We start from the raw sequence: 15,631 nt of genomic DNA on the forward strand, positions 1-15,631 counted from the left end.
GCTACTCCCCTACAGGGAAAGCCACTCCTTCACCCACCACACGGAGGCAAAGTTCCGTGCCCGGCCTGGTGATCGACGCGTTCCAGTGCCGGATGGTAATGATCTCGCCACCGCCCGGGTAGCGATGGCTTTGGCCCTGCCCGGCCCCATCCAGGGCCGTGTAAGCGCCCAGCTTGATTCGCACCGTTGTTTCGGGGCCGAAGTAGTCGGTATCGACCACAACGCCACGGATCGGGCCATCCGGGGCAATCCGGATTTGTTCCGGGCGCAGCATGAGCTGGACCTTCCCCTGGGCCGGTGGTCGCCGGACGGCAATGCCACCGAGGGAACACGTCGCCAGGGAGCCCTCCATCCAAGCGTCGAGAATGACTGCTTCGCCCAGGAATTCTGCCGTGGCCCGGTCTGCCGGACGGGTGTACACCACGAAGGGGTTGCCGATCTGGGCCAGCCGCCCGCCACGCATGATGGCCACTTGGTCGGCGAAGGACAAGGCCTCTGCCTGATCGTGGGTGACCAGGATGGTGGTCACTCCTGCGGCGTTGAGAACTTTCGCCACGGCACGGCGGGTGGCCACCCTCAGGCCTGCGTCGAGGGCCGAGAAGGGCTCGTCCAGGAGCATCAGTTCCGGTTCACGAGCCAGCGCACGGGCCAAGGCGACGCGTTGCTGCTGCCCGCCGGAGAGCTGATGCGGACGTCGCTTTGCCATGGCGGGGTCCAAGGAGACCATGTCCAACAGTTCTTCCACACGGGCCCGCACAGCCCGGCGGCCGCCGTCGAGCTTGCCGGCATCCAAACCGAAGGCGACGTTCTGTCCAACGGTCAGGTGCGGGAACAGTGCACCGTCCTGGGCAACGTACCCGACGTGGCGTTTATGCGCCGGGACCTTGACTCCTTCTCCCGCCACGGGAAGGCCGTTCAAGCTGATGGAACCGGTGTTCGGATGTTCGAAGCCCGCGATGAGCCGAAGCAACGTGGTTTTACCGGAGCCGGACGGGCCAACGATGGCGGTGGTCCCGCCGCGGGCGACCGAGAGGTTCACTCCTTTAAGGACAGCCTGGGAACCGAAATTCTTGGTGACCTCGGAAATGTCCAGGTGTGAGTTCGTGGTCGGGGCCACGGAGGGTGCCACCCGGGGCGACGGAAGTCGGGAAGGGGCTTGTTCTGTCACTGTCCGGCTACTTTCTTGGACTGTTGGAAAAGCAGGTACGTCATGGGAGCCGAGAGCAGGATCATCAGCAAGGCATAGGGAGCTGCCCCGGTGTAGTCGATCTCGCTGCTTTTGCTCCAGAATTCGGTGGCCAGGGTCCGTGTACCGTTGGGCGCCAGGAGCAGCGTGGCCGTCAGTTCATTGACAATGGCCAGGAATACCAGGGCCGCTCCCCCGGCAGCGGCCGGGGCCGTGAGCCGCAGCGTCACCTTGAAGAACGACACCAAGGGGGCCTTGCCCAGGGATTGCGCAGCTTCGTCGAGTTCCTTGGGAGCCTGCGCGAGGCCGGAGCGCAGGTTGACCAACGCCCGGGGAAGGAACAGCAACACGTAGGCCGCAACGAGGACTCCTGCCGTCTGGTAGACACCTGGCACCACCCGGATGCTGACGGTCACAAAGGCCAGGCCAACGACAATTCCCGGAAGGGAACTGGTGACGTAGTTGGAGAGTTCAAGCAGCTTGCTGAACCAGCTGGGGTGCCGGACAGCCAGATAAGCCATGGGGAAGGCAACCACAGTGGTCACAGCCGCTCCAACAGCCCCGTACAGGAGGGTCTGAAGAAGTGCCGGAAGGAATTCCTCCGCCTCCCAGACCTCGGCGCCTCCTGCGATCACCCACTTCAGGACAAACCAGAGCGGCAAACCGAACGCCAGCGCAGTGAGCGCCAAGAGGCTCAGTTGGGCCGGCAGCTGGTAACCACCCAGCGGCAGCTGCGTGGTCTTGCCTTGGGCACCCGATCCGATGCGTGCATAGCGCGCCGTCCCGCGGCTCTTCACTTCAGCAAGGAGCAGGAACAGGCAGAGCACCACCAGGACGCTGGCCAGCATGTTGCCGGCGGCACCGTTGAACGTCGACTGGAACTGGACCATGATCGCCGTCGTGAAGGTGTCGAAGCGGATCATGGCGAAGGCGCCGTACTCGGCCAGGAGGTGCAGTCCAACGAGCAGGGCCCCGCCCGTCATGGCAATGCGGAGCTGGGGCACGACCACCCGGAAGAACACTGCCCACGGACCCAGCCCAAGGGAGGCGGCGGATTGCTCGATCGCCGGGTCCAGGCGGCCAAGCGTGGCAGCGGCGGGTATGTACACCAGCGGGAAGTAGGAAAGGGTCGCTATCAGCACCCCGGACCACAGCCCCTCAAGGGACGGCACGGCCGAAACCCAGGCGTAGCTGTTGACGAATGCAGGGATAGCCAACGGGGCAGCCAATGCAACGGCCCACCAGCGGCGCCCCCGGAGCGTTGTCCGCTCCACCAGCCACGCACCACCGACCCCCAGCAGCAAGCACAGCGGGATGGTGATGACGGTCAGCAGGATCGTGTTGAGCAGCAGCTCACCCACGCGCGGGCGGACGATGAGCTGGACGGCGGTGTCCCAGCCGGTCGCGACGGTCATGTAGACGACGTAGCCCAGCGGAAGAAGCGAAAACAGGGCTATCAGCACTGCCAGGATGGACACGGTGGAAACGCCGAAAGGCGGGCGAGGGCGTTTGCCCTTGCCCGCCGTCGTCGTGCTTTCCGTTCCTTGTGGTCGGGAAGCCGGGAGGTCGGTGATCACAGAACTAGAGGAGCCCTGCCTTGGTCATCAGCTCGGTGACCTTGGCGGAGTTCAGCTTGGCCGGGTCCACGGTGGGAGCCTGCAGGTCCTTGATCGGGACGAGCTTGGCGTTGGCATCCACCTGAGAGGCGATGGCGTACTCGAAGGACGTGCCGTTCTTCAGGACTTCCTGGCCTTGCTTGCCGGTGATGAACTTCAGGAATGCCTGGGCAGCGGCCGCGTTCTTGGCGGACTTGAGGACGCCGCCACCGGAGACGGAAAGGAAAGCTCCCGGGTCCTGGTTCTTGAAGAAGTACGGGGTTACGTTCTTTGAGTTTTCGCCGGTCTTGGCCTGGTCGCCGTAGTAGTAATAGTGGTAGATCAGCGCGGCGTCGACTTCACCGGCATTGACTGCCTTCATGGCCGTGCTGTTGCCCTTGTAGGCCTTGAAGTTTTCCTTCATGCCCTTGAGCCATTCCTCGGTTGCTGCTTCGCCCTTTAGCTCAAGCAGCGCGGCAACAATAGCCTGGAAGTCGGCGCCGGACGGCGACGCTGCCCACTTGCCCTTCCACTCCGGCTTGGCCAAATCGAGCATCGATTTGGGCAGCTGGTCGTCGCTGATCTTGTTCTTGTCGTACACCAGGACGGTGGAGCGGGCAGCGATGCCGGTCCATTTGCCGGTGGACGGACGGAATTCAGCGGGGACCTGGTCAAGGGTTGCCTTGTCCACGTCGGCGAAAAGCCCTGCGTTCTCTACCTGCGCCATTGCCGGAGAGTTCTCAGTCAGGAAGACGTCAGCCGGGGAAGCCTGGCCTTCCTGGACGATCTGGTTGGACAATTCCGTGTCCGAGCCCTGTCGGATGGTGACCTTAACGCCGGTCTCCTTGGTGAAGGCATCCACCCATTCCTTGGTCAGGGTGTCGTGCTGGGCGTTGTACACGGTGATTTCACCGGAGACTGTGCCTCCGGAGGCGGAACCGGAAGAAGCGGGGGCACTGCCGGCGTTGGAGCCGCAGGCGCTGAGGCCAAGTGCTGCGGTTGCCGCGAGGGCGATTCCGGCCAGCGCTTTCTTGGGGATGTTCATTGGGGGACTTCTTTCTGCGAACAAAAACTCTTGGGGGACCTTCGTCCGTGCAGGCCTGAGTGTTGGGAAGGCGCGCTTCTGTAAGAGTAGGTAAGGCTTGCCTACCTGCAAAGCCGGATGGCCTAAAAGTGATCAGTATCACCATAATTACGCAAGTCTTACATGACCTAATACTTCAAACGCTTGGCGGTCACCGGGCCGCTCAGAGCACAAAAAGACTCGGGACCAGCCGCTTCCGCAGCTGATCCCGAGCAGATTTCCGATCACTTGGACGAACTAGAACTCCCAGTCCTCATCTTCCGTGTTGACGGCCTTGCCGATCACATAGGAAGAGCCCGAGCCGGAGAAGAAGTCGTGGTTCTCGTCAGCGTTCGGGGACAGGGCCGACAGGATGGCCGGGTTCACGTCGGTGACCGAAGCCGGGAACATGGCCTCGTAGCCAAGGTTCATGAGGGCCTTGTTGGCGTTGTAGTGCAGGAATTTCTTGACGTCCTCGGCCAGGCCAACACCGTCGTAGAGGTCGTGGGTGTACTGGACTTCGTTCTCGTACAGCTCAAAGAGCAGTTCGAAGGTGTAGTCCTTGATTTCCTGCTTGCGGGCCTCGGAAACCTTCTCCAAGCCCTTCTGGAACTTGTAGCCGATGTAGTAACCGTGCACGGCCTCGTCACGGATGATGAGGCGGATGAGGTCGGCCGTGTTCGTCAGCTTGGCGCGTGAAGACCAGTACATCGGGAGGTAGAAGCCCGAGTAGAACAGGAAGCTTTCCAGCAGTGTGGACGCCACCTTGCGCTTCAGGGGATCGTCGCCCTGGTAGTAATCCATGACGATCTGCGCCTTCTTCTGCAGGTTCTCGTTTTCGAGCGACCAGCGGAAAGCGTCGTCAATCTCCTTGGTGGAGCACAGGGTGGAGAAGATGGACGAGTAGGACTTCGCGTGCACGGATTCCATGAAAGCGATGTTGGTGTACACGGCTTCTTCATGAGGAGTGATCGCATCCGGGATCAGCGAGACAGCGCCCACCGTGCCCTGGATGGTGTCCAGCAGGGTGAGGCCGGTGAAAACACGCATGGTGAGCTGCTGCTCATCCGGCGTGAGCGTGTGCCACGACTGGACGTCGTTGGACAGCGGCACCTTCTCCGGAAGCCAGAAGTTGTTGACCAGCCGGTTCCAGACTTCCACGTCCTTGTCGTCCTGGATCTTGTTCCAGTTGATGGCCTCGACGTGTGTCAGCAGCTTGACCTTTTCGGTCATTTCATCCCCTTTTAGCGTTGGGTTCTTAAGGTAAGCGTACGACGGCGGGTGGTGACCCGCCGTCGTGCTTTTCAGTTATGAGCGCGGCAACTGCCGCAATTTATCAACCGTTGAAGGTCGATCACAGCATGCAGCTGACGCAACCCTCAACCTCGGTCCCTTCCAGCGCGAGCTGGCGGAGACGGATGTAGTAGAGCGTCTTGATGCCCTTGCGCCATGCGTAGATCTGAGCCTTGTTGATGTCACGCGTGGTGGCGGTGTCCTTGAAGAACAGCGTCAGGGACAAACCCTGGTCCACGTGCTGCGTGGCAGCGGCGTAGGTGTCGATGATCTTCTCGTAGCCGATTTCATAGGCATCCTGGTAGTACTCCAGGTTGTCGTTGGTCAGGTACGGAGCCGGGTAGTAGACGCGGCCGATCTTGCCTTCCTTGCGGATTTCGATCTTGGCGGCCACCGGGTGGATCGACGAGGTGGAGTTGTTGATGTAGCTGATGGAACCGGTAGGCGGAACGGCCTGGAGGTTCTGGTTGTAGATACCGTGCTCCATGACGGATGCCTTCAGCTCGCGCCAGTCATCCTGGGTGGGGATGTGGTGGCCGGCGAAGAGCTCGCGGACACGCTCCGTTGCCGGAACCCATTCCTGCTCGGTGTACTTGTCGAAGAACTCGCCGCTTGCGTAGGTGGACTTCTCGAAACCGCCGAACTTCTGGCCGGTCTCGATGGCCAGGCGGTTGGACGCGCGCAGGGCGTGGAACAGCACCGTGTAGAAGTAGATGTTGGTGAAGTCCAGGCCCTCTTCGGAACCGTAGTGGACGTGCTCACGGGCAAGGTAGCCGTGGAGGTTCATCTGGCCGAGGCCAATCGCGTGGCTCTGGGCGTTGCCCTGGGCGATCGAAGGCACCGAGTTGATGTACGACATGTCCGACACAGCGCTGAGGGCGCGGATGGACGTCTCGATGGAAAGACCGAAGTCCGGCGAATCCATGGTCTTGGCAATGTTCATCGAGCCCAGGTTGCAGGAGATGTCCTTGCCCACGGTCTCGTAGCTGAGGTCCTCGGCGTAGATGGACGGCGAGGAAACCTGCAGGATCTCCGAGCACAGGTTGCTCATGGTGATCTTGCCGTCGATCGGGTTGGCCCGGTTCACGGTGTCCTCGAACATGATGTACGGGTAGCCGGACTCGAACTGGATCTCCGCGAGGGTCTGGAAGAACTCGCGGGCGCTGATCTTGGTCTTCTTGATCCGGGAATCGTCGACCATCTCGTAGTACTTCTCGGTCACCGAGATGTCGGAGAACGGAACACCGTAAACCTTCTCGACGTCGTACGGCGAGAAGAGGTACATGTCCTCGTTCTTCTTTGCGAGCTCGAACGTGATATCCGGAACGACGACGCCCAAGGAGAGCGTCTTGATGCGGATCTTCTCGTCAGCGTTCTCGCGCTTGGTGTCCAGGAAGCGGTGGATGTCCGGGTGGTGCGCGTGCAGGTACACGGCACCTGCACCCTGGCGGGCGCCGAGCTGGTTGGCGTAGGAGAAGCTGTCTTCGAGGAGCTTCATGACGGGGATGACACCGGAGGACTGGTTTTCGATCTGCTTGATCGGGGCACCGTGCTCACGGATGTTGGTGAGCGAGAGTGCTACACCGCCGCCACGCTTGGACAGCTGAAGGGCGGAGTTGATGGCGCGGGCGATCGACTCCATGTTGTCTTCGATGCGGAGCAGGAAGCAGGAGACGAGCTCGCCACGCTGGGCCTTGCCGGCGTTCAGGAACGTCGGGGTAGCAGGCTGGAAGCGGCCGTCGATGATTTCGTCGACGAGGCGGTTGGCCAGCTCTTCATTGCCGCGGGCAAGGTGCAGGGCAACCATGCAGACACGGTCCTCGTAGCGCTCCAGGAAACGCTTGCCGTCAAAAGTCTTCAGCGTGTAGGACGTGTAGAACTTGAACGCGCCAAGGAAGGTCTCGAAGCGGAACTTCTTCTTGTAGGCGCGGTTGAAGAGCTCGCGGATGAAGTTCATCGTGTACTGGTCGAGGGTCTCGCGCTCGTAGTACTGGTTCTTGACCAGGTAGTCGAGCTTCTCTTCGAGATCGTGGAAGAACACGGTGTTGTTGTTCACGTGCTGCAGGAAGTACTGGTGCGCAGCTTCGCGGTCGGCTTCGAACTGGATCTCACCGTTCGGACCATACAGATTGAGCATGGCGTTGAGCTCGTGATAGCCCAGGCCCTTATAGGCCTCAGGCAGCGGCTTCTTGGCCGTGTCCACAGCGCCCCCGGTTACTTCTGTTTCTGCGACAGTTGTGTCCAAAACTTTTCCAGCCCTTCGTTGACCCGTTGGACGTCTTCCGGCGTCCCCATGAGTTCAAATTTGTAGAGATGCGGCACTTTGCATTTCACGGAGATGATGTCTCCGGCTGCGCAGTAGTTGTCCGCGAAATTGGTGTTCCCTGCTCCGATAACACCGCGGATCAGTTCCCTGTTCCGGGGATCGTTCAGAAACCTGATGACCTGCTTCGGTACGGAACCTTCACCGTTGGTACCTCCATACGTCGGAAGTACCAGGACGAAGGGCTCCAGCGCCTGAAGCGGAGCGTCCTGGGCATAAAGCGGGATGCGGGCTGCGTCCCTGCCCAGTTTTTGGACGAATCGTTTGGTGTTCTCGGAGGTTGAGGAAAAGTAGATGAGGTGACTCCTCGTGGTGACAGCTTCCACAGCTCTGCGTGCGGTAGCCGCGGCCAGCGGTGCCATGGGAGTCACCTCAACTACATAGGAATTCTTGGTGTGGCGTGGTGGCGAAGTTTGAATGGAAACTTAGGCCACGGAGGAAACGGCCTGGGCCAGTTCCTCGATCTTGTCCGGGCGGAAACCGGACCAGTGGTCCTGCTCGGTTACGACAACCGGGGCCTGCATGTAACCCAGCGCCTTGAGGCGTTCAAGGGCCTCGGCGTCCTGGGAGATATCGACACTCTGGTAGGCGATGCCCTTCTTGTCGAGTGCCCGGTAGGTTGCGTTGCACTGAACACAGGCCGGCTTCGTGTAAACCGTTACGGTCATGATCCCTGTCCCCTAAGTTGAAGTCTGATTCTCTTCGTATCTGGCGGGCTCAACCGGAACTAACTACTGAATCCGATACCGGCCCGCAGGCTGCCGTGACAGCCAACACGCTCTTATTTAGTCTTGTGCTGGTTTCCCGCTCAATCCGTAAATCGATACTACATGTAGTGCAAGCGCCTCGCCGGAACCCCAAGATGATGTATTACAAGTATGTCATTCAATCCACCGCTCGTCCACAGGGCAAGGGGTTCAAAATGTCCGCAATTCCGCCAAACTGAGAGATGTCATCCACACCCTGTGGACTACTTAGCCACATTTAATCTTCAGCGTGTCGCCCCCGTCCGGCGTGTCGTGACACTTTGAAAATGTGGCGTGGCGAACAGCTAAAATCTGCTGATGGTCAACCTTCTCCACCTCCGGACGCTGATGGAGGTAACCCGGCTGGGTTCCTTCGCAGCCGCCGCCGCCCAACTGGGCTACACAGCCTCGGCAGTCTCCCAACAGATGGCCGCGCTGGAACGCGATACCGGCGTCGAGCTCTTCCAGCGCTCAGCACGAAGCGTGGTGCCGACGGAAGCCGCAGTGACCATGACGCGGCACGCCTCGAAGGTGCTGACAGACGTGGAAGCCCTCATGGCTGCAGCGTCCCGGACCAACGACTCCCCCGCCCAGGAACTGCGCCTGGGCATCTTCCCCAGCCTGGCAACCTATGTCTTGCCGGACATCCTCAGGAATGAAAGATGGAACGGGCTGGGCATCGAACTCAAAGTGTCCGTAGCCGAACCGGCGCAAACCATCCAGGGACTCCGGAGCGGTGGCGAGCTCGACGTGGCCCTCGTGTACCAGGTGGGACAGTCCGGTTTGGCGTGGCCGCATTCGCTCGAACGGCAGTGGATCGGCGACGACGACTTCCGCGTGGTCCTGCCGGCCTCCTGGAAAATCCGCGAGGATGCAGAGATCGAAGCCGCCCACCTCTCCGACATGCCGTGGATCGTCCACCACCCCGGCACCAGCGATGCATTGGTCATTGAGCGCCTGTTCGCCAGCTGCAACCTGCATCCCCGGGTGGTGGCCTACAGCGACGACTTCCACGCGAGCCTTGAAATGACCGCGGCGGGGCTTGGTGCCTCGCTGGTACCGGAACTGGCACTGCGGAACCGGCCGGCCGGCGTCGTGGTTCTTGATGTTCCGGACATCCGGCTGGCACGAAACGTCTTCGCCTTGTTGATCAACGAAAAGCGGACTGCCCAGGTCCAACTCTTCACCCAGCTACTGGCTGATACCCTCCGTGGCACGGCAGGCAAGAGCGGTCTCCACCCCCTGAAAACCACTCCTGTCAAGGGCCCGCAACGGCGCACGTGAAATATCCCCAAGTGCTGGAACGCACTGGATGTAGGGGTTAGATTGATCACATGGGCAAGGTAGCGAGCAAACATTTTGGGGAGATAGAACTCAATCACGGGCGCGACCATTGCTTCGTCGCCAGACATGAGCTCGGCGGCAACCAGCTGGAACTGGACCTGAATGTCACTGCGCATGACCACTTCGACGAGGCGGCCCTGCGCAAGGTGGACTACCGTTTGCGTTTCCTGCCCGAACTGGTGGACCAGGTGCGCGAGATGATCGCCGACGAACTTGACCAGGACGGTACCAATCCCCAGCAGTTCCTCCATTTCCACTGTTCCCAGCTCAAAGAGGAACAGCTCGAGTCAGTCTTTGGTGTCCGGGAAAAGGACCAGCTCACCAACGATGTCTTCCTTAAAGCCCTCAAGCTCGGCCATGTAGCCATCTATCCTGGACAGCCCGAGCGCTATTTCGTCCTCGATTTCACCCTCGGCTCGCATTTCACGGACGAACTGCTGGTGGCCGCCGCGGACGAAGACGGCGTGGTGGACGACGAGATTTTGTGGGAGTAGCACGAGGCGTTTGACGCCCGACGGCGGGTAGGAGCCGATGGCAGTTTAACGACACCGGTCCTGCGGATGGTGAATCCTCGACGCCGGATCGGTCACCAGGGCTTCTCCACACCGGTACTGTCGTCGGGTCCGCGCAGATACTCGTCACGCTCCTGGCCCTCTCCCCGCTCGAGTTGGGCCTTCCGGGCACTCTCTTCGAGCTGCTGGAGTTGCTTGTCCTGCGGCGGCGCGGACGATTGCGGCGTGGACTGTTGCGGTGCGTTGTCCTTCGACTCGTCGCCTCGGTCCTTCTGTCCGTTAAGCCGGTCCTTGGCTGCCGCAAGGGCGTCCCCCTCCCCCGCCGCATTCGCAGGTCCGGGCTGCTGGCATTGGGCGGGCGCTGCGTCGATCACCGCCAAGGCTTCGCGGACAAGCCTGTCCTTGGCCTGCGGATCAGGTGCCGAATCCGCGAGCTTCTCCACACTCAGCACGAGGTTCACGCGGATCCTGCACTCGTCCACTCCGCCGCCGGCCCTCAACGCAGCCTCGAAGTCCGCCCGTGCAGCAGCAAAGTCGCCGGCCAGGACCTTTGCATCTCCGGCAGCGAACGGGGCCTTATGGGATTCAAGCACGTTGGCCACCCCAAGCCACGATGCCGCCTGCGCCACCCCGCCCTGCATTCCTGCCGTGAAGGAGCTTTCCGCCGCGCCACCCAATATGCCCACGCTCAGGAGTTTCGCAGCGGCTGCGAACGCCAGGAGGGCAACAGGAGCCGACCAGAGCGCGAGGCGACGGTTTCGGCGTCGTGAATTCATGGCGGTCATCAGCTTTGCTCTTTCGACTGCGGACTCCTGGCCGCCCGAAGCGCGCCCAGGTGCCTGAATGGTTCCGGGAGGGCCAGGACGAAAGCCGCCAGTGCGAGCAGCCAGTAGAGCTCGATCCTGCCCGGCACATCCGCGTCACCCGCGGAGACAGCTCCGGGCTGCGCTTTTTCGAGCATGTCGGATACGGGTCCGGTGCCAGTCCGGTGGGTGTAGGGGACATTGAGTTGACCTGCGATGGTGCGCAGCTGCGTTTCGTCGATTGTCGAGATCGCGTCCTGGCCTCCGCCGGAGCCTCGATCCTTTACGTAGGTGGGGGCGCTCTTTGAGGAGTCCTTCATGCGCCCTCCGGCGGCAGTCCCGTATCCAAGGACTGCTCCCCCGGCCACGTTGGCTCCATCCATGGGCGACGGAGCCGTATTACTGGTGTTCTCGCCGTCGCCTGCATAGAAGACCAGGGCTGGCCGCCCCGGGTGCTGTTCCTGCGCGGCGGCGAGCCTTTCCTTGAGGAGTTGACCGGCTCCGCTCACGCTGCTGCCCTTGGCGTAGCGGGGATTCTGGGGCTGGAGCGTAGCCATGCTGGTTTGCAGTGCACTGGCATCCTGGGACAACGGCATGCGGACGGTGGCTTTGTCATCGAAGGTGATCAGGGAGAATTTGGCTCCGGCGAGCTCCTCTGCGATCGCCATGACGTCCTGGCGGACTCCCGCCAGCCGGGTGCCGGTTCCGTTGTAGTCTTCGGCTGCCATGCTGGTGCTGCTGTCCACGACAAAGAAGACGTCCAGGTCCGCGGACGTGGTGTTGGCCTGCCCGCCGGCCCAGCCCGGCCGCAGGGCGGCAAGCAGGAGGAGCACGACGACGACGCACCGGATCACCGCCTGGCGCACGGCGCGCCGTGACCGGCTTTGCACCGGGCTGCCGCCGTTGTCCCTGATAAGGGGGAAGGCCGTCCAGACAGTGAACGCGATGGCGCCCAGGCCGAGGGCTGCGAGGACAGGCCAGGGCAGGATCGGGGCCAAGGTCAGGGCGTTGTTCATCATCGATCGAGCCTCCTTCCCAGTACCAGCATTCCCAGCCCGGCCAACAGCGCGACGCCCAGGGGCCAGGCGGGTGCATCGGCAACAACGGAGCGCGGGGCCGACAAGTAGGCGGTGGCCTCGGTCTCCTGGACCTGCCGGACGATACGCGGCACGGCATCTGGGCTATCCAGGGTGGAATAGGTGCCGCCTGTCGCCTCCGCGGTCGCCTTGAGTTGCGCACCAGGTTGTCCGGAATCATCCCCGTAGTCCATGTCGCTGGGATTGAGGGCGTGAACCTTCACGTTCTTGCCGGCGGCCAAGGCGCCCGCTTCGGACAGGGAGAAGATCGACGCACCGGAAACAAAGTTATCGGTGGCTAGCACCACGGACCGCGAGCGCTTGGTGTCCTCCGCGGTGACGCCATTGCCGGCTGTGTCCGGGAAGCTCTGGACACAGGAGGCGAGTCCATCACCGATGAGTGATGAGCCTTCCCCGTTCCAGGTGCCGTCGAAGAACGAGCCCGCACCGTCCGCCAAGGCTTTTTCGGCTTGGGTGAGCTGCTCCTCGGCATAGTCGTAATCATCGGTGAGGGGAAACAGCTGGACACTGCTGCTGTCGAAGATGACCATGCCGATCCTCTCCCCGTCGAACTCCTTGGCGAGGTCCTTGAACACAGCTGCCAAGGCCGCATCGGTGCTGGTCATTGATCCGGAGACATCCAGACACAGGACGATGTCCCTGTTGCGGATCTCCGGTTGTTCGGTGGAGCGCTGGGCCGGGCGGGCGGCAGTGATCGCCGCTGCTGCCAGGAACAGGCCTGCCAGCAGTGCGGCGAGGACCAGCCGGACCCGGTAGCGGCGGAGGGCATGCTGGTATTCGGGCAGGCCGGTGAGCCGGTCGCCATGGGCAATAGCCCGGGTCAGCACTGGCCGCCGGCGCCGGAGGTACAGCAGGGTACTGACCGCCACCGCTGCGGCTGCCAGCGGCAGGATCCACCAGTAGGTCAGTTCCATGCCTGAACCACCTGGCGGGCAATATCGGCAGAGTGGCTTACTGATTGAACCGGCAGGGCCGAAAATTCACTGGGATAGATTTCCGCGATCCCGTCGGCCAGGCCATGCAAGCCCTGACGGCGCAGCTCAGCCAGGGTCATTGAGGTGACGGGCAGTGCTGTGGCAGCTCCCGCGAACTCCCTCACGAGGAAGCTGAGCCTCTGGTGGGCGTCGCGCACCGGCACCCGCCCGGCGTCGGCATCCCTTGCGGTTGCCTCTATCGCGTCCAGGCAGGATGACCGCAGTGCTTCCAGGTCCGGTTGTCCACCCGTCTGCCCGGCGGGCCCGGGTGCCCGTCGTGGCCGGAAAAGCCATCCGTACCATCCTGCGACCAGCACAAGGAGGAGGATCCCCAGCCACATCCACTGGGCCTGGTATTGAAATGGTGCGTAGAACGTGGTTTCAGCCGGCACCCTGACCCCTTTTCGGCCCGCCCCGGGAAGCGAGTGCTCCCTGGCGGTGCTTTTCCAGGAGGGCGAAGACCGTCGTTACGACGTCATCGCTGCCGGTAGTTTGTTGTTCGGCTATACCCAAGCGGCGGAAAAGGTCCCTGCGCTGGTCCGCACGCTGGGTCATCGCCCGCTTGTAAGCGGCCCGTACTGCCCGGTCTGCGGCAAGCGGGAGCGGTATGCCGGAGCCGGTACCGATGTCCATCCTGTCCTCTTGACCCGGTGCATCCGGCCCTGGTGCGAGGTCGGCGTCGCGGACCGTGAGCCAAAGAAGTTCATGCCGTGCCCGTAGCCTGCGCATCAGGTCCGCGGTACGGGCATCAGGCAGAACCTCGTCGGCAACAACCACCACCAGCATCCGTCCTTTGATGAACCGCAGGACGTAGTCCATCTGCTCTGCTATGTCACTGGGACGGGCGTCCGGACTGATGCTTGAGTCGATCTCCCGCAGCAGCCTCTCCAGGTGTTCCTCGCCGCTTTTGGGAGGCCTGTACCGGGAGCCGCCCTCATTTCCGTGCACGAGGCCTACGTCGTCGCCGTGACGGCAGGCGAGGTACCCAATGACTCCCGCCGCATGAACAGCGATGTCCCTTTTGTTCTCCCCGGAAAGAGCTTCTGCTGCCATGTTCCTGCCGGTGTCCACCAGCAACAGCACTGAGTGGCGTCGAATGGCCACGTAGCGCTTGACGAGGGGCGAGCCATGCCTTGCTGTGGCTTTCCAGTCAATGTCCCTGACTTCGTCGCCGGGGACGTAGGCGCGCAGCTCATCGAAATCCAGGCTTCGGCCTTTGAAAACCGAACCGTACTCGCCGTCGAGCAGGGTGAGGGTCCTGCGGTGGGCGAAGATGAACATCTTCGACTTAACGCGTCTGAGGAGGCTGGGCACCTGCCGCCCCGTTACGGCGTCTGCACGGACGCCAGGACGGCATCGATGACGGTCTCCACGGCAACGCCCTCCACGACGGCGTCGAAGCCGAGGATGATGCGGTGGCGCAGGACGCGGTGGGCGAGGTTCTTCACGTCCTCGGGGATGACGTGGTCGCGTCCGTTGAGCAGGGCCAAGGCGCGTGCCGCCTGGCTGAAGGCGATACTGGCCCGCGGGCTGGCCCCGAACTCCACGAGGTTGGCAAGGTGGGGTTCCAGGTACTGTGACGCGTTGCGGGTGACATAGGCCAGACCAACGATGTACCGGACGATGGCCGGGTCGATGTAGACCCGACGCACGAGTTCCTGGACCTGAACCACCGCATCGAGGGACGCGGCCGCCGGCGGTTTCTGCCCGGCACTGAACACGCCGGCGTCGATCCGGCGGATGACCTCGGCTTCTTCGGCAGGGCTGGGATAGTCCAGGACATCCTTGAGCATGAACCTGTCCATCTGCGCTTCGGGAAGGCGGTAGGTGCCCTCCTGCTCAATCGGGTTTTGCGTAGCGAGCACCAGGAACGGCTGCGGCAGCGGATAGGATTCCCCGCCGATCGAGGTCTGCCGTTCCTGCATGGCCTCGAGCATGGCACTTTGGGTTTTCGCGCTGGATCGGTTGATCTCATCCAGCAGGACGATGTTGGCGTGGACCGGCCCCAGCTGCGTGACGAAGGTGCCCTTGGCGGCGTCGAAAATCTGGGTTCCCGCGATGTCGCTGGGAAGCAGGTCCGGCGTGCACTGGATCCGGCGGAAGTCGGCACTGACCGATTCCGCGATGGCCTGGGCTGCCGTGGTCTTGGCCAGTCCGGGAACGCTCTCCAACAGCACATGCCCTCCGGTGAGCAAGCCGATCACCAGGGTCTCACGCAGCCGGGTTTGGCCCACTACCTTGTTTTCGAAGCTCCGGACTATGCTGCCCACTAGTTGCTGGGCGCGTGCCATGTCCGGTGCATCGATTCCGGCCGTGGCTGTGGTCTGGTGCACTGGGGTCCCCTCGCTGGCGTTATGAGTCGTGCCGCAAGCGGTGGGCTTTGTGTTTCCGCCTGCATCGGCCACTCTATCCAAACGGCCCCCGGTCAAGGCCGCAATGGGTACCCCTCCCCATGGGGGCGCCGGAGGTCTATCCTTTTGCCATGCATCAGCTACCAGCCGCCTATCAGAATTATCTGGCATCGCAGGACCAGCACGTCATCGATGCCGTACGTCCCGTTCTCCTCCAGTCAGCAGCCGACCAGCGGCACGGTGTCCGCATCACCTTCAACCGGGGACCTACTGGGCACCAGGCTCACGTGGACGAGTCAATTCCCTTCGGCGAGATCATCGAAGACATCGACTGAACCGTCGCA

General features: G+C 62.2%; 16 protein-coding genes. 3 read left to right on the top strand and 13 right to left on the bottom strand.

Going from position 1 to position 15,631, the window contains the following annotated elements; all coding sequences use genetic code 11:
- Position 1: 1 nt before the first annotated feature.
- The 7 genes from HMI60_RS04085 to nrdH all read right to left on the bottom strand — a co-directional run bounded on the left by HMI60_RS04085 (position 2) and on the right by nrdH (position 8,128).
- Positions 2-1,117, bottom strand: coding sequence for an ABC transporter ATP-binding protein (locus HMI60_RS04085; protein WP_055976093.1), 1,116 nt, complete (start codon positions 1,115-1,117; stop codon positions 2-4).
- Positions 1,118-1,164: 47 nt separating this feature from the next.
- Complete coding sequence (locus tag HMI60_RS04090; protein WP_193590609.1) at positions 1,165-2,763, bottom strand: iron ABC transporter permease; 1,599 nt, start codon at positions 2,761-2,763, stop codon at positions 1,165-1,167.
- Between the two features lie 4 nt (positions 2,764-2,767).
- Positions 2,768-3,826, bottom strand: a complete 1,059-nt coding sequence (locus HMI60_RS04095) for an iron ABC transporter substrate-binding protein (RefSeq protein ID WP_039241728.1) — start codon at positions 3,824-3,826, stop codon at positions 2,768-2,770.
- Between the two features lie 276 nt (positions 3,827-4,102).
- Entirely contained in the window at positions 4,103-5,077 is a 975-nt protein-coding gene (gene nrdF / locus HMI60_RS04100) for a class 1b ribonucleoside-diphosphate reductase subunit beta (RefSeq protein ID WP_011775019.1), read from the bottom strand.
- A 121-nt stretch (positions 5,078-5,198) separates the two neighbouring features.
- Positions 5,199-7,340, bottom strand: a complete 2,142-nt coding sequence (gene nrdE / locus HMI60_RS04105) for a class 1b ribonucleoside-diphosphate reductase subunit alpha (protein WP_018777793.1) — start codon at positions 7,338-7,340, stop codon at positions 5,199-5,201.
- Positions 7,341-7,351: 11 nt separating this feature from the next.
- Complete coding sequence (nrdI, locus tag HMI60_RS04110) at positions 7,352-7,822, bottom strand: class Ib ribonucleoside-diphosphate reductase assembly flavoprotein NrdI (protein WP_018777794.1); 471 nt, start codon at positions 7,820-7,822, stop codon at positions 7,352-7,354.
- Positions 7,823-7,885: 63 nt separating this feature from the next.
- Positions 7,886-8,128, bottom strand: a complete 243-nt coding sequence (gene nrdH, locus HMI60_RS04115) for a glutaredoxin-like protein NrdH (RefSeq protein WP_011775022.1) — start codon at positions 8,126-8,128, stop codon at positions 7,886-7,888.
- 396 nt (positions 8,129-8,524) lie between these two features.
- Between nrdH and HMI60_RS04120 the strand changes: the two genes are divergently transcribed.
- Together HMI60_RS04120 and HMI60_RS04125 are read left to right on the top strand one after the other, a co-directional pair.
- Positions 8,525-9,490, top strand: coding sequence for a LysR family transcriptional regulator (locus HMI60_RS04120; RefSeq protein WP_018777795.1), 966 nt, complete (start codon positions 8,525-8,527; stop codon positions 9,488-9,490).
- 50 nt (positions 9,491-9,540) lie between these two features.
- Entirely contained in the window at positions 9,541-10,044 is a 504-nt protein-coding gene (locus HMI60_RS04125) for a DUF2004 domain-containing protein (RefSeq protein WP_018777796.1), read from the top strand.
- A gap of 92 nt (positions 10,045-10,136) precedes the next feature.
- Here the strand turns inward: HMI60_RS04125 and HMI60_RS04130 are convergent, their stop codons facing one another.
- From HMI60_RS04130 to HMI60_RS04155, 6 genes are read right to left on the bottom strand one after another with little or no spacing between them, the layout of a single operon-like run.
- Positions 10,137-10,847 carry a hypothetical protein gene (locus tag HMI60_RS04130; protein WP_193590610.1) on the bottom strand — a complete coding sequence of 237 codons (711 nt, stop codon included), beginning with the start codon at positions 10,845-10,847 and terminating at the stop codon, positions 10,137-10,139.
- Positions 10,847-11,884 carry a VWA domain-containing protein gene (locus tag HMI60_RS04135; protein WP_193590611.1) on the bottom strand — a complete coding sequence of 346 codons (1,038 nt, stop codon included), beginning with the start codon at positions 11,882-11,884 and terminating at the stop codon, positions 10,847-10,849. The genes HMI60_RS04130 and HMI60_RS04135 overlap by 1 nt, the downstream gene beginning before the upstream one ends.
- Positions 11,881-12,876, bottom strand: coding sequence for a VWA domain-containing protein (locus HMI60_RS04140; RefSeq protein ID WP_055976029.1), 996 nt, complete (start codon positions 12,874-12,876; stop codon positions 11,881-11,883). Before HMI60_RS04140 ends, HMI60_RS04135 begins: the two co-directional genes overlap by 4 nt.
- Positions 12,867-13,328 carry a hypothetical protein gene (locus HMI60_RS04145; RefSeq protein WP_039241741.1) on the bottom strand — a complete coding sequence of 154 codons (462 nt, stop codon included), beginning with the start codon at positions 13,326-13,328 and terminating at the stop codon, positions 12,867-12,869. Before HMI60_RS04145 ends, HMI60_RS04140 begins: the two co-directional genes overlap by 10 nt.
- Positions 13,318-14,250 carry a DUF58 domain-containing protein gene (locus tag HMI60_RS04150; protein WP_193590612.1) on the bottom strand — a complete coding sequence of 311 codons (933 nt, stop codon included), beginning with the start codon at positions 14,248-14,250 and terminating at the stop codon, positions 13,318-13,320. The genes HMI60_RS04145 and HMI60_RS04150 overlap by 11 nt, the downstream gene beginning before the upstream one ends.
- Before the next feature lie 11 nt (positions 14,251-14,261).
- Positions 14,262-15,269, bottom strand: coding sequence for a MoxR family ATPase (locus HMI60_RS04155; RefSeq protein WP_018777802.1), 1,008 nt, complete (start codon positions 15,267-15,269; stop codon positions 14,262-14,264).
- A gap of 149 nt (positions 15,270-15,418) precedes the next feature.
- Here HMI60_RS04155 and HMI60_RS04160 point away from each other — a divergent pair, with 149 nt between their 5' ends.
- Positions 15,419-15,622 (top strand): hypothetical protein, encoded by a 204-nt coding sequence (locus tag HMI60_RS04160; protein WP_227453649.1) that lies wholly within the window; start codon positions 15,419-15,421, stop codon positions 15,620-15,622.
- The last annotated feature ends 9 nt before the right edge of the window (positions 15,623-15,631 follow it).

It is taken from the genome of Paenarthrobacter sp. YJN-D (assembly GCF_015040335.1).
Taxonomy (GTDB): domain Bacteria; phylum Actinomycetota; class Actinomycetes; order Actinomycetales; family Micrococcaceae; genus Arthrobacter; species Arthrobacter nicotinovorans.

Bases quoted from the DNA above. Each gene is read 5' to 3' on its own strand.
- nrdI (WP_018777794.1), bottom strand. From the start codon at position 7,822: ATGGCACCGCTGGCCGCGGCTACCGCACGCAGAGCTGTGGAAGCTGTC.
- HMI60_RS04135 (WP_193590611.1), bottom strand. From the start codon at position 11,884: ATGATGAACAACGCCCTGACCTTGGCCCCGATCCTGCCCTGGCCTGTC.
- HMI60_RS04140 (WP_055976029.1), bottom strand. From the start codon at position 12,876: ATGGAACTGACCTACTGGTGGATCCTGCCGCTGGCAGCCGCAGCGGTG.
- HMI60_RS04125 (WP_018777796.1), top strand. From the start codon at position 9,541: ATGGGCAAGGTAGCGAGCAAACATTTTGGGGAGATAGAACTCAATCAC.
- HMI60_RS04095 (WP_039241728.1), bottom strand. From the start codon at position 3,826: ATGAACATCCCCAAGAAAGCGCTGGCCGGAATCGCCCTCGCGGCAACC.
- HMI60_RS04120 (WP_018777795.1), top strand. From the start codon at position 8,525: ATGGTCAACCTTCTCCACCTCCGGACGCTGATGGAGGTAACCCGGCTG.
- nrdH (WP_011775022.1), bottom strand. From the start codon at position 8,128: ATGACCGTAACGGTTTACACGAAGCCGGCCTGTGTTCAGTGCAACGCA.
- nrdF (WP_011775019.1), bottom strand. From the start codon at position 5,077: ATGACCGAAAAGGTCAAGCTGCTGACACACGTCGAGGCCATCAACTGG.
- HMI60_RS04130 (WP_193590610.1), bottom strand. From the start codon at position 10,847: ATGACCGCCATGAATTCACGACGCCGAAACCGTCGCCTCGCGCTCTGG.
- HMI60_RS04160 (WP_227453649.1), top strand. From the start codon at position 15,419: ATGCATCAGCTACCAGCCGCCTATCAGAATTATCTGGCATCGCAGGAC.